A 14,216-nucleotide genomic window follows, 5' to 3' on the forward strand; every position below is an offset into this window, starting at 1 on the left:
TAACGCATCGCTGCTGCTGCATCCCCATCGACAGAACCGAAGTTGCCGTGGCCGTCAACAAGCATGTAACGATAGTTGAAATCCTGAGCCATACGCACCATGGTATCATATACGGCTGAGTCACCATGCGGGTGATACTTACCGATGACTTCACCGACGATACGGGCAGATTTCTTGTATGCTTTATCGGCAGTCATGCCGAGGTCGTTCATCGCGTATAAGATACGTCGATGGACCGGCTTCAATCCGTCACGGGCATCGGGCAGGGCACGCGAAACGATAACGCTCATCGCATAATCCAGGAATGATGTACGCATCTCATTGCTTATATTAATCTCTTTAACATTTGATTTTGGTGTTTCTGACATAGTATGAGGGACCTCCTTTTAAAGAAAGATTTGGACCTTTCTCTTTGTTCACCTTGTCCGCTATGTAAAAGACAGGATAGATTCGTGCAGTCTATCCTGTTTTTTTATATTCATAATCGTTATTTAAATATCCAGGTTCTTAACGTAAGCAGCATTCTCTTCAATGAAGTTACGTCTAGGTTCAACTTTGTCACCCATGAGGATTTCAAAAGTTTCGTCAGCTTCGATGGCATCCTGCAGACTTACTTGAAGCAGTGTTCTGGAAGAGGGATCCATCGTTGTTTCCCATAACTGCTCAGGATTCATCTCCCCAAGACCTTTGTAACGCTGGATGCCAGGTTTAGGTGTTGGTGAAATTTCTGCCAGGATACGGTCAAGCTCTTTATCGTTGTAGGCATATTCGATTTTCTTGCCTTGTTGAATCTTGTACAATGGCGGCTGGGCGATGTAGATGAATCCAGCTTCGATGATTTTTCTCATATAACGATAGAAGAACGTTAACAAGAGTGTACGGATATGGGCGCCATCGACATCGGCATCGGTCATGATGACGATTTTATGGTATCTCGCCTTGGTCAGATCGAAGTCTTCCCCGATTCCAGTACCGAGAGCCGTGATGATTGCCCGAACCTCATTATTGGAAAGGATCTTATCGAGACGAGCCTTTTCAACGTTGATGATCTTACCGCGCAGTGGGAGGATCGCCTGGAAGTGACGGTCACGTCCTTGTTTAGCAGAACCGCCGGCTGAATCACCCTCAACCACATAGATTTCACTGATGCTTGGATCTTTGGAAGAACAATCCGCCAATTTACCCGGCAGGCTTGAGATTTCCAACGCACTCTTACGGCGTGTAAGTTCCCTGGCTTTCTTCGCGGCCATACGGGCACGTGCGGCCATGAGCCCTTTTTCCACCACTTTTCTGGCAACAACCGGGTTTTCCAGCAGGAACGTTTCCAGATGCTCTGAAAACAGGGAATCAGTGATGGTTCTTGCTTCCGAGTTACCAAGCTTTGTTTTCGTCTGCCCTTCAAACTGGGGATCCGGGTGTTTGATTGAAACGATGGCAGTCAATCCTTCCCGGACATCTTCTCCTGAAAGGTTCGCATCGCTTTCTTTGAATACGTGATTCTTGCGGGCATAATCGTTAATAACCCTTGTTAAAGCCGTCTTAAATCCGGACTCGTGAGTTCCGCCTTCATGTGTGTGAATATTGTTGGCAAACGAATAAAGATTGCTTGCGAATCCATCATTATACTGAAGGGCGATTTCAATGGTAATATCGTCTTTTTCACCTTCAATGAAGATCGGTTCTTCATGGATGACTTCTTTTGAACGGTTTAAATGTTCTACGTACGACTTAATACCGCCTTCATAATGATAATCTCTTCTTTTTCCTTCTCCGCGCTTATCTTCAATACTGATCTGGATTCCTTTATTTAAGAAAGCCAGCTCACGGACACGATTTGCTAATGTATCATAGTCGTATTCTGTGGTTTCAGTGAAAATTTCAGGATCAGGCGTGAAATGGGTGACAGTTCCGGTCTTGTCTGTATCACCGATGATCTTAAGATCAAAGCTTGGGACACCTTTTTCGAATTTTTGATAATGGATTTTCCCGTCCCGGTGTACATATACTTCCAGTTCTGTAGAAAGGGCATTAACAACCGAGGCCCCAACACCATGCAGACCACCGGATACTTTATATCCTCCACCTCCGAATTTCCCGCCTGCGTGAAGGACGGTCATGATCACCTCTACCGCCGGACGACCCATCTTCTCATGAATCCCGACCGGAATTCCGCGTCCATTATCCGTTACAGTAATGCTGTTATCTTCTTCGATGGTGATTTCGATTGCGTCGCAAAACCCAGCAAGGGCTTCATCGATACTGTTATCGACAATTTCCCATACCAAATGATGCAGACCTCTTCCGCTTGTTGACCCAATGTACATCCCTGGTCGTTTACGTACGGCTTCCAATCCTTCCAGAACCTGAATCTGATTTTCATCATAGGATTGACCTTGTGCTTGTTTTTGTTCCATAGCCATGCCGATTCACCTACACTTTCTAATCTTTCGGGCTTGTATTTCTATAATAAATTCTCATAGTTTGAGTATTTCTTTGATCGTTTCTTAAGCGTGCTCGATGCTAGCGGGGAAAGATACAATTGATTCTTCGTAATGACAAGAGATTTATATGAACCCTTTGCAAGATTACAAAGGTGATTATCTTTATTCTTTAAAAAAAGCTGCAATTCTTCTGAAAACTGTACGGTGTCTCGATCAATTATTGCGATGATATCATCTGTTCGTACCATGACATCTTCTCCGACATGAATGTACAAGGTACCACCTCATTTCAGTCTTTTCATTGTTCCCGCTTCCACTTCGAATTGCGCTGCTTCGTTTAACGTCCGATGATCGATTCCATCCACATTTGTTGTCGTGACAAAAGTCTGCACCTTGCCTTGTATGGTGTTAAGCAAGTGGGATTGGCGGTAATCATCGAGTTCCGACAACACATCATCAAGAAGAAGAATCGGATATTCTTTTATTTCAGAATGGATGAGCTCGATTTCTGCAAGTTTCACAGAGAGCGCCGTTGTTCGCTGTTGTCCCTGTGATCCGAATGTCTGTACATCACGTCCATTAACGATGAACTGCAAGTCATCTCGATGCGGACCGGCAAGAGTGACTCCCCGGTCAATTTCACGGTCGCGGATTCCTTCAAATTTCCGTTCGTATACCTCTACCATTTTTGACCATTCTTGATCATCTGATACATCCAAAGAGGGTTTATAAAGGATTTCCAGCGTTTCAAGGTTCCTTGAGATCCCAGAATGAATCGGTTTAGCCCAACTCTCGAGGAGCTGGACGAACTCAAACCGTTTTTTGATTATCTTGACGGCCACTTCGATGAATTGGTCCGTCAGTACGTCAAGCATCGTCTGGTCTGTCTGCTTTCTCGTCTGCAGGAGTTTCAAATAATGATTCCGCTGCTGTAATATTTTCTGATAAAGACTGATATCATGTAAATAAACAGGTGAAACCTGCCCGATTTCCATATCAATAAAACGACGCCTAACTTGAGGGCTCCCTTTTACCAAATGGAGATCTTCAGGCGCAAACATGACAACATTCATATTACCGACGTATTGACTCAGCTTCTTCTGTTCAAGGTGGTTGCACTTCGCTTTCTTGCCCTTTTTTGAAAGGACTAGCTCTAAGGGCAGAGCACCGTTATGTTTTTGAATCCTACCTTTTATTTTAGCATATTCCTCGTCCCAACGGATTAAATCTTTATCATTCGACGTCCGGTGGGATTTCGCCATAGCAAGGACATAGATGGATTCCATGATGTTCGTTTTCCCCTGGGCATTTTCCCCGAGAATGACGTTCACCTTGTTTTCGAAATTCACTTCGATCGATCCGTAATTCCGATAATTTTTCAATTCCAATTGTTCAATAAACATGGACATAACATCCTTTATTATTCTCCAGCAACCACAAAGACTCCTATTTCCGGAATTTCAACTTTGTCCCCGACCGCAAGCTTTCTTCCCCTTCTCTGATCCTGTTCACCATTTATGTATACCTCGTACTCACCTAAAAACCACTTCGCCATGCCCCCGGACTGAATTACATCAGCTAGTTTCAGGAATTGGCCCAATGTAATGATCTCCGTTTGAATCGTGATCTTTTTCTCCACTAAAATCACTACTTTCCGTATAAAGTCTCTAATATCTTATTTTACTCTAAAATTGATTAAGTCACAACTAACGAAAGATGGAAGGGTGTACAGTCTTATTTCGATGGAACAGGAGTAATGACCAATGCGGATCAGCCTGAATCCGTATCCGGACAATTATCTCGAATTACGGTGACATATCCGGTAATACGGATACGTTTCAGCCGGTTACGAACGATTCAACAGGTTTCGTCATCTTCCGCAGCAGATGCATCCAGGATGTTTGAAAAGAAAAAAAGCCGATACCTTCCTCAAAAGGCATCAGCTCTAAAATGATTAATACGTTCTGACTGGAAGGATTAATTGAAGGATCGAATCATCATGAAGCGGTTTAAGAACAAAGGGTCTCATCGCTCCTGTGAAATTCACATAGATTTCCGTTCCTTCGATTGCTTTCAGTGCATCCATCATGTATTTCGCACTGAAGGATATCTTCAGTTCTTCACCCTCGATAGATTGACTCTGAACCTGTTCGATGACTTTCCCGATTTCAGGAGTATTGGAGGAGATCTCAATCATTCCGCCATCAAGCGTAGAAAGCTTCACTACATTGTTTCTTCCCTCTCTTGCCAATAATGAAGCACGATCGATCGCCTGAAGGAATTCCTTCGTCGTCAATGTAAGTTCTGTCTTTGTATCAGACGGAATCAATCGACTGGTGTCAGGATAGTTCCCCTCAAGAAGTCTTGAGAAGAATAATAGGTGTTTCGCTTTGAAAAGCACCTGGTTTTCCGTAATGACGATTTCCACCGGCTCATCTGTGTCATCAAGGATTTTATTCAGTTCATTCAAGCTCTTACCCGGAATGACAATATTGTATGAAGCATCATGATTCGTTTCGATAGGCGCTTTTCGCATTGCCAGCCTGTGGCTGTCTGTTGCAATACAGCTCAACTCACCGTTTTCGATCTGACAGTTTACACCTGTCAAGATAGGGCGTGTTTCTGAGGTGGACACTGCGAATACCGTTTGTCTGATCATCGTTTTTAAAAGGTCCGTTGAAACTTTGATTCCATTGCCTTCTTCAATTTGAGGAAGATGTGGATATTCTTCGGGATCCAATCCGTTCAAATTGAATTCAGCTTTACCGGAACGGATCACTGTCTGGAAATGATTCTGAACCTCGATTTCAACTGTGTCTTTAGGAAGCTTCTTGACGATTTCACTGAAGAATTTAGCCTGTAGGACGATTCCTCCTGCTTCCATGATTTCGACAATTTCAGATCCTTCTTCCTCTTTTGGGATGAACGATTCGATTGATATATCAGAATCACTTCCCGTTAACGTGACTCCTTCTTCTGTTGCAATAATTTTGATCCCTGTAAGGATTGGAATCGTTGTTCTGGACGTAACAGCTTTCATGACGTCTTGAACGCTTTGAACAAGAGCATCCCTCTGAATAACAAATTTCATGATTATTTCCTCCAATTTGCACATAATTTTTTGGACTGAATCATATATTAATATTTATTTAAAAAATAGTAATAGTACTAGTAGGGCCTGTTGATATGTGGATAAGTGTGTGAATTGAACGGAAACACAGCCTATCCACATGTGGACAGACTGTGTGCTAGTTGGTCTCGGTTATCAACAGTATTCAGTTATTAAAAAGTCTCTTTACTAGTTTTGTCGAGTTAGAAACTCTTTGAAAACCGCTATTGATTTCCATGCAAGACTTTCGCTTTCTGCGGGTGCCCTGTGAGCCTCTTCGGTCGTTCCTCCCTGCGGGGTAGAAAAACCCCAGAGCTGGACACGTCTCACATTGCTCACTTTTCCATCAGGAGTCTTCGTCTTGCACTCCAATCAACCGCTGGATCTAGTTGAATTTATTATTGGAATTCTAAAAGAGCGTTAATATTCTCTTATCCGATCTAATTCGTGGATCCCGCCGCTATACTCCTAGCTGAAGCCCTTCTCATACATATTACTTAAGAGAATCCCTGATTTCTTTCAGCTGCTGCTGCAGGAGAGCGTCTGCTCCAAGCAAGGTGCTGATTTTTTCATGGGCATGGATGACGGTGGTGTGATCGCGTCCTCCGAATTCTTCACCGATTTTCGGCAGGGAAGAATCCGTCATTTCCCTAGAAAGATACATGGCAATTTGACGGGGGAACGCTATGGATTTCGTCCGTTTCTTTGCTTTGAAGTCCTCTAATCTCACATTGAAATGCTCTCCGACAACCCGCTGGATTTCTTGAATTGTAATGACTTTGGGCTTTGAGCTTGGAATGATATCCTTCAGTGCTTCAGCCGCAAGATCGGCATTTATGTCTTTATTAATAAGTGAAGAGTACGCAACGACCCTGATAAGGGCGCCTTCCAGTTCACGAATGTTCGTATCGATTTGATTTGCGATGTAAAGCATAGCCTCATTCGGGATATCCAGGCCTTCTGCTTTTGCCTTTTTCCTTAAAATCGCGATTCTTGTCTCCAGATCAGGAGGAGTTATATCGGTGATAAGGCCCCATTCGAAGCGGGAACGCAGGCGGTCTTCCAATGTCGGGATCTCTTTTGGAGGACGATCACTGGAAATGACAATCTGCTTACTTTCTTCATGCAATGTATTAAATGTATGGAAGAATTCCTCTTGTGTCTGCTCTTTTCCGGCCAAGAATTGAATGTCGTCAATTAACAAAACATCGACGCTGCGGTATTTATTGCGAAAATCGACCGCTTTATTATCACGGATCGAGTTGATGAATTCGTTCGTGAATTTTTCAGAAGAAAGATATACCACTTTTGCAGCCGGATTATGCTCCAGCACATAATGTCCGATCGCGTGCATCAAGTGAGTCTTTCCAAGCCCTACGCCCCCATAAATAAATAGGGGATTATATGCTTTTGCAGGCGCTTCTGCCACAGCCAGAGACGCAGCGTGTGCAAATCGGTTTCCGGACCCGATGACAAAAGTATCGAATGTATATTTAGGATTCAGCATATTCTGGTTAAGATCATACTGGTCATCCTCTTTTACAGACTTTTTCGGCGGTACTGGAATATCAAACTCTTCCGGCTCCTGATTTTGGGGAATAATAAACTTTACGACCAGCTCTTCACCGGTTATATCATACAATACTCCGGAGATGAGTTGAGAGTACCGACCTTCCAGCCAATCTCTTGCAAACTCATTTGGAGCGGTAATCACAAGAGTATCTCCCTGAATGGAATGAGCCTTCGTCGATTTCAACCAAGTGTCGAAACTTGGTTTACTGATTTTTTTCTCGATATTTTCTAAGGCTTTACTCCAAAGATCCCCGATATTCTCCAATCCTGATCCCTCCTTTTCTCGTTTGTATAACCTCTGTACAACCCGTAGACGTGTAAAATCTCTTTATCTAATAAAAATACAATAGACTGAATGTGGAAAATATATATAATAAGGAAAGAAAACGGTTAGTCGACAATATTCACCATCTGTGGACAAGGTTTTACAAACCCTCTGAATAAGTTACCCACATGATATCCACATTTTGTGGATAAGTGAAATCCGTATTTGAAGTTATCAAGAGTGAAAACACAATAATCATATCAAAATATCCTTAGCGGTGCAATGGTTTTTAAATATTATCCACAACCCCTTCACTCTGTGGAATGAAATTGTCCACAAGGGTAGAACTTGTGAAAAACCTGTCAATAGGTGTTGTGGATAATTAAAAATCGTGTCGAAAACTATCCACAGGGTGATTTTTTGATTGTTGGGAGAGATTTTGTAGAAGGAACTAAGAGATGAAAAATATTTATAGAGGATTTCTGAAAGCCGCTTTTGATTTCCGTGCAAGACTTCGCTTTCCGCGGGTAGCCCGTGAGCCTCCTCGGCTATCGCATCCGGGTCTCACATTGGCCACTTCTCCCGCAGGAGTCTTCGTCTTGCACTACAATCAACGCTGGATCCGGTGAAAATACCGAACATCACTTAGAGCAGACTATTATAGAAAAATAATTTGGATACCATTAGCAAATTTTATTTTCTATATTAGAAAAGATAGAACTCAACAATTTAACGATGATGAAATTTGCAGCTAACTTCCGATGTTTATTGTTACTTACTATTTAAAATAGACAGAGTGGATTGGATCTGGAGGCAATTGACTCCTGCGGGAAGAGAGAAAAGGTCGAGACCCCGGAGGCAAGCCGAGGAGGCTCGACTTTCTCCCCGCGGAAAGGAACGGTCGGTGATCCAGCAGTCAGCACGGTGTTTAGAAGTCTAATCCACCACGAGTTAATTTTTTAGAAGACAAACAAATAATTAGTAAATTTTAGAGATCTAAAAATAAAATAATATGGATGTTGACTTTTTACGGGTCACGTCTTTATAATAGTGTAGAATGTCTTTAACTTATGAAGATGAATCCTTCAGGGAGGTGTCAATAGATGAAAAGAACGTTTCAACCAAATAGACGTAAAAGAAGTAAAGTACACGGTTTCCGTGCACGCATGAGCTCTAAGAACGGACGCAGAGTATTAGCTCGCCGTCGCGCTAAAGGAAGAAAAGTATTATCTGCTTAGACCACTGAACTGACTCAGTGGTCTTTTTTTCTAGTAATTGAACGAAAATGATTAAGAACTTCAATTAAATGAAACACTTAATGAAAAACAAAAAAACAGGTGTGGCTTATGCGTAAAGAACAAAGAGTAAAGAAAAACAAAGAATTTCAAGAAATATTTAAAAGAGGGACATCATTTGCAAATAGGCAATTTGTTCTTTATTCCTTAAAGCAGGAAGAAGCCCAGCCGTTCCGGATCGGGATTTCCGTAAGCAAGAAAATCGGGAATGCGGTGTGCAGGAATCAAATCAAACGATACGTAAGGCAGGCTTTCCTGGAATTGCGTGAAGACGTTCAGGATAACCACGATTATTTAATCATCGCCAGAAAACCGGCGGCCGACATGAATTTTCATGAAGTAAAAAGCAGTCTTACTCATGTTTTAAAAAGAGGAAAAGTATTGAAAAAGCAATCTGATGGTAAAAATGATAGGAAAAAGTAAAAAAGTATTTATAAAATAGACATGTTTCAACATCACAAGTCTTTGAAAAGATGTTACAATACGAGAGATTGTACATTTTAATATAAAGTTGGGGAAACGTGTCCTTGACTACGAGTAGAAGGTTGTTTATTTCTGCATTTCGTGCATTGGATAAGAAGAGGTACAGAATTGTACGAGCAGAAAGAACCTTGTAGAAACATATTAGTTGGGAGGAAAATAAGGGTGAAAAAGAGAATTATAGCCCTCATGGGAATCATTGGGCTAATGGCTGTTTTATCAGGCTGTACAGAATATAACCAGCCCATCACACCTGAAAGCTCAGGTTTCTGGAATGAATATATTGTGTGGCCATTATCACAATTAATCACAATGGTGGCAGATTGGTTCAGTGGATCTTATGGTCTGGCGATCATCATTGTAACGCTGATCATCCGTTTAGCCATCTTACCGTTAATGATCAAACAAACGAAAAATTCCAAAGCGATGCAGGCATTGCAGCCGGAAATGAAAAAGCTTCGTGAAAAATACAGTTCAAAAGATGCACAAACTCAACAGAAGCTTCAACAGGAAACAATGGCGTTATTCCAGACTCATAAAGTCAATCCTTTGGCAGGATGTTTCCCATTAATCGTTCAAATGCCGATCCTGATCGGATTTTATCATGCGATTGTACGTACTAGAGAAATTGCAGAACATAATTTCTTATGGTTCGACCTAGGCGAAAGAGATATCATCCTTGCTGTTACAGCCGGTATTACAACGTTCATCCAGCAAAAGCTGATGATGGCAGGTACGGCGGATCAAAATCCACAAATGGCGATGATGCTTTACATCATGCCTGTGATGATTGTGATCTTTGCGATCAATTTCCCTTCAGCCCTTTCATTATACTGGGTAATCGGTAATATCTTCATGATCGTCCAAACATATTTCATCAAAGGTCCTGATATCAGGGAAGTACAAGCTGCAAAAGCTGGTGGTTCGGGAGGAAAGAAAAAGTGAGAGAAGTGAAAGCGACTGGTCAAACGGTGGAAGAAGCCATTGAATCAGCCTTGTCTCAACTGAACATCACTAAAGAACAAGCAGAAATCGAAGTAATAGACCAAGGTAAAAAAAGCCTGTTCGGCCTGTTCGGTGGAAGACCTGCAGCCGTTCAGGTGAAAATGACGATCAGTCCGGTCGACGAAGCGAAAGACTTCTTATTATCGGTTGCGCGGGCAATGGGAGTGGAACCTTCCATTGACGTACATCAGAATGGAAGAGAAGTTGAATTTCGTCTATCCGGTGAAAAAATGGCCCTGTTAATCGGAAAAAGAGGACAAACATTAAATGCTCTTCAGCATTTAACGCAATTGGCAGCGAATAAGGCATCCGATCAGTTTTTAACCATCCTGCTGGATGCAGAAAACTATCGAGAACGCCGCCGCCAGACTCTGACTAACCTGGCAGAGCGCCTGGCCGATAAAGCGCTGCGCATCAACCGCGCTGTTTCATTGGAACCGATGCCTTCCTATGAGAGAAAAGTGATCCATACCGCATTAGTGAATGCAAAAAAAGTGGATACCTATTCTGAAGGCAGTGAACCGAATCGATATATTGTGATTGCACCTAAATAGATGGAAAAGACGATTCCTTTCGAGGGATCGTCTTTTTTATATCTAATTCGTGGAGAGTGAGGAGTGTGGTTGATGCGTAATTTGTCGCTTTATGTTGAATAAAGTATTTCTTCAGTATTCAGAATCCGGATGTGCAGCCCTGTGGATACTCCTTTTTGCCGCGGTTTATTGTTATTCACATGTGGATAAGTTAAAATAATAGAGATAAGAGAAAATGGTCTGTGGATAACGTGGAGACAAGGAGATTTAGATTCTTTTGTATTAAATAGGTTTGTGATATTCTAATAATTTGGGGAAACTTTGCTCTCTGAATTTCATTCGTTCATATAGATTTGAAACCAATAAATAGAGAGAGGTGATAAGAATGGAACTAGATACGATAGCAGCCATCTCGACACCGATGGGTGAAGGCGCAATTGCGATCGTGCGATTGAGCGGGGATGAAGCTTTTGATATCGGCTCAAAGGTGTTCAGGGGAATGAAGGGCACTTCCATGAAGGAGTTCGCTTCTCATACAATTCATTACGGCCATATCATCGATCCCGATACGGAACAAGTTGTGGAGGAAGTAATGGTATCTGTCATGAGGGGGCCAAAAACCTTCACACGTGAAGATATCATCGAAATCAATTGTCATGGAGGATTGGTTTCTGTCAATAAAGTTCTTCAACTTGTCCTGAAGCAAGGAGCTCGGTTAGCTGAACCTGGTGAATTTACGAAGCGGGCCTTTTTAAATGGACGTATTGATCTATCACAGGCAGAAGCCGTTATGGATCTGATCAGGGCGAAGACGGACCGGGCGATGAATGTTGCGTTAAATCAGATGGAAGGACGCCTTTCCAAACTGATCAGGAAACTTCGTCAGGAGATACTCGAAACGCTCGCTCATGTTGAAGTGAACATCGATTATCCTGAATATGATGATGTAGAAGAAATGACTCACGGAGTCCTTATGGAAAAATCGAAGCACGTACGGGATGAAATTGATAAATTGATCCAGACATCCGAACAGGGGAAGATCCTCCGCGAAGGACTGTCCACCGTCATCATCGGTCGTCCGAATGTCGGAAAATCTTCCTTATTGAACAGTCTTGTACATGAAAATAAAGCAATTGTTACAGATATACCGGGAACGACCCGTGATGTCATCGAAGAATACGTGAATGTCCGCGGGGTACCGCTCCGTCTTGTCGATACTGCAGGAATCCGGGAAACGGAAGACATCGTCGAAAGAATCGGAGTAGAGCGTTCCAGGCAGGTGCTGAAAGAAGCGGATCTCATCCTGCTTGTCCTGAACTATGCCGATGAACTGACGCACGAGGATGAACAGCTTTTTGAAGCGGTAAAAGGGATGGACGTCATTGTCATCGTGAACAAAACCGACTTGGAACAAAAGATCGATTTAGATAAAGTACGTGAGCTGGCAAAAGAACATCCCATGGTGACGACCGCTTTGCTTGAAGAAGAAGGGATTGATGAACTGGAAGAAGCCATTTCATCGCTTTTCTTTGCCGGTTCCATCGAAGCGGGGGATATCACATATGTCTCCAACAGCCGGCACATCGCCTTATTGAATCAAGCGTCTCAAGCAATCAACGAAGCAATTAACAGTGTAGAAATGGGAACGCCTATCGATATAGCCCAGATCGATTTAACGAGAACATGGGAGCTATTGGGGGAAATCATCGGTGACAGTGTTCATGAAAGCCTGATCGACCAGCTGTTTTCCCAATTCTGCCTAGGAAAATAACCAACATATTATGTGGGTGAAGTTCATCTTCATCCATCAAGGAGGAACTATAAAACCATGCAATATGACGCAGGACAATATGATGTCATTGTCATTGGTGCTGGACATGCCGGTGTTGAAGCAGGACTCGCTTCTGCGCGGATGGGAGCGAAAACGCTTATGGTGACCATCAATCTTGATATGGTTGCCTTTATGCCGTGTAATCCATCTGTCGGCGGTCCGGCAAAAGGAATTGTCGTACGCGAAATCGATGCCCTCGGTGGAGAAATGGGGAGGAATATCGATAAGACACATATTCAAATGAGAATGTTGAATACAGGAAAGGGTCCTGCCGTTCGTGCACTTAGAGCACAGGCGGACAAATTCCTTTATCAGCATGAAATGAAGCGGACGCTCGAAAATGAACCGAATATGACCCTTCTCCAAGGAATGGTTGAAGAGCTGATTGTCGAAGACGGCGAATGTAAAGGGGTCGTGACAATGACGGGTGCCGCATACCGTGCGAAGACCGTCGTTATCACTACAGGTACATTCCTTCGCGGTGAGATTATTTTGGGAGACCTGAAATACTCCAGCGGTCCTAATAATCAGCAGCCTTCCATCCGATTAGCGGATCATCTGAGAGAGCTCGGCTTTGATACCGTTCGTTTCAAGACAGGAACACCGCCGCGTGTAAACAGCTCATCGATTGATTATTCCAAGACGGAAATTCAGCCGGGTGATGATGTACCGCGTGCTTTCAGTTATGAAACGACAAAATATATTACCGATCAGCTGCCTTGCTGGCTGACGTACACAAATGAAGAAACGCATCAATTAATCGACGATAATCTACATCGTTCTCCGATGTATTCAGGTATGATCAAAGGGACAGGACCACGTTACTGTCCGTCCATTGAAGATAAAGTGGTCCGTTTTCATGACAAGCCCCGTCATCAAATTTTCTTGGAGCCGGAAGGAAGAAATACTCAGGAAGTATATGTTCAAGGGTTATCAACAAGCCTCCCTGAAGACGTTCAGCAAAAGATTCTTTCTACCATCCCCGGCCTTGAAAATGTACAGATGATGCGAGCGGGTTATGCAATCGAGTATGATTCAATCGTACCTACTCAATTATGGCCGACACTTGAAACGAAAAAAATTAAAAATCTTTACACCGCAGGTCAAATCAACGGGACATCCGGTTATGAAGAAGCGGCCGGACAAGGTCTGATGGCTGGAATCAATGCAGCATGTCGCTCACTTGATAAAGAGGAAGTCATCCTCAGTCGTTCTGATGCTTACATCGGCGTGCTGATCGACGACCTTATTACAAAAGGAACAAATGAGCCTTACCGCTTATTAACTTCCCGTGCAGAATACCGGTTGTTGTTACGACACGACAACGCAGATCTGCGTCTGACGGATATAGGAAAACAAATCGGTTTGATTTCCGAGGAAAGATATCTGCGTTTCACTGAGAAAAAAGAGGCGATCCGGGCTGAAAAAGAGCGTTTGGAAAGCATCCGTATCAAGCCTGTGGAAGAGACACAAGCCGTCATCCGTGAAGCAGGAGGCAGTGAATTGAAGGATGGCATCCTTGCCGCCGATCTATTGAAGCGTCCTGAAATGAATTACAGTCATATCAAGCGCCTTGTTCCAAGCGAGATTGAACTTTCTCCGGATGTTGAAGAACAAGTCGAAATTCAAGTGAAATACGAAGGATATATAGAGAAATCCCTTCAACAAGTCGATAAGCTGAAAAA

The 14,216-nt window shown here is 43.0% G+C and carries 13 protein-coding genes; 6 read left to right on the top strand and 7 right to left on the bottom strand.

The window, feature by feature from the left end:
* The 7 genes from HP456_RS10980 to dnaA all read right to left on the bottom strand — a co-directional run.
* A partial coding sequence (locus HP456_RS10980) for a DNA gyrase subunit A (RefSeq protein WP_281358014.1) occupies positions 1 to 368 on the bottom strand: 368 nt, incomplete at its 3' end.
* A 123-nt stretch (positions 369 to 491) separates the two neighbouring features.
* Complete coding sequence (gyrB, locus tag HP456_RS10985; protein ID WP_172250973.1) at positions 492 to 2,414, bottom strand: DNA topoisomerase (ATP-hydrolyzing) subunit B; 1,923 nt, start codon at positions 2,412 to 2,414, stop codon at positions 492 to 494.
* A 47-nt stretch (positions 2,415 to 2,461) separates the two neighbouring features.
* Positions 2,462 to 2,716: an extracellular matrix regulator RemB gene (gene remB / locus HP456_RS10990; RefSeq protein ID WP_032087143.1), complete on the bottom strand. Its 255-nt coding sequence runs from the start codon at positions 2,714 to 2,716 to the stop codon at positions 2,462 to 2,464.
* A gap of 9 nt (positions 2,717 to 2,725) precedes the next feature.
* Entirely contained in the window at positions 2,726 to 3,844 is a 1,119-nt protein-coding gene (gene recF / locus HP456_RS10995; RefSeq protein ID WP_172250935.1) for a DNA replication/repair protein RecF, read from the bottom strand.
* A 17-nt stretch (positions 3,845 to 3,861) separates the two neighbouring features.
* A complete protein-coding gene (gene rlbA, locus HP456_RS11000) occupies positions 3,862 to 4,080 on the bottom strand; it encodes a ribosome maturation protein RlbA (RefSeq protein WP_172250937.1) in 219 nt (72 codons plus the stop codon).
* Positions 4,081 to 4,395: 315 nt separating this feature from the next.
* Positions 4,396 to 5,532, bottom strand: a complete 1,137-nt coding sequence (gene dnaN, locus HP456_RS11005; protein WP_172250939.1) for a DNA polymerase III subunit beta — start codon at positions 5,530 to 5,532, stop codon at positions 4,396 to 4,398.
* 511 nt (positions 5,533 to 6,043) lie between these two features.
* Positions 6,044 to 7,387: a chromosomal replication initiator protein DnaA gene (dnaA, locus tag HP456_RS11010; protein WP_172250941.1), complete on the bottom strand. Its 1,344-nt coding sequence runs from the start codon at positions 7,385 to 7,387 to the stop codon at positions 6,044 to 6,046.
* A gap of 1,103 nt (positions 7,388 to 8,490) precedes the next feature.
* Between dnaA and rpmH the strand changes: the two genes are divergently transcribed.
* From rpmH to mnmG, 6 genes are all read left to right on the top strand, one after another.
* The gene (rpmH, locus tag HP456_RS11015) at positions 8,491 to 8,625 is read left to right on the top strand and encodes a 50S ribosomal protein L34 (protein ID WP_071617052.1); all 135 of its coding nucleotides are present in this window, start codon (positions 8,491 to 8,493) and stop codon (positions 8,623 to 8,625) included.
* Positions 8,626 to 8,733: 108 nt separating this feature from the next.
* Entirely contained in the window at positions 8,734 to 9,105 is a 372-nt protein-coding gene (gene rnpA, locus HP456_RS11020) for a ribonuclease P protein component (RefSeq protein WP_172250943.1), read from the top strand.
* A gap of 222 nt (positions 9,106 to 9,327) precedes the next feature.
* The gene (gene spoIIIJ / locus HP456_RS11025) at positions 9,328 to 10,107 is read left to right on the top strand and encodes a YidC family membrane integrase SpoIIIJ (protein ID WP_172250945.1); all 780 of its coding nucleotides are present in this window, start codon (positions 9,328 to 9,330) and stop codon (positions 10,105 to 10,107) included.
* Positions 10,104 to 10,721, top strand: a complete 618-nt coding sequence (jag, locus tag HP456_RS11030) for an RNA-binding cell elongation regulator Jag/EloR (protein ID WP_172250947.1) — start codon at positions 10,104 to 10,106, stop codon at positions 10,719 to 10,721. The genes spoIIIJ and jag overlap by 4 nt, the downstream gene beginning before the upstream one ends.
* Before the next feature lie 364 nt (positions 10,722 to 11,085).
* Positions 11,086 to 12,471 (top strand): tRNA uridine-5-carboxymethylaminomethyl(34) synthesis GTPase MnmE, encoded by a 1,386-nt coding sequence (mnmE, locus tag HP456_RS11035; RefSeq protein ID WP_172250969.1) that lies wholly within the window; start codon positions 11,086 to 11,088, stop codon positions 12,469 to 12,471.
* Positions 12,472 to 12,528: 57 nt separating this feature from the next.
* The coding region (gene mnmG / locus HP456_RS11040) for a tRNA uridine-5-carboxymethylaminomethyl(34) synthesis enzyme MnmG (protein ID WP_172250971.1) at positions 12,529 to 14,216 on the top strand (1,688 nt) is incomplete at its 3' end.

Source organism: Bacillus haikouensis, from assembly GCF_013179555.1.
GTDB lineage: Bacteria > Bacillota > Bacilli > Bacillales > Bacillaceae_B > Rossellomorea > Rossellomorea haikouensis_A.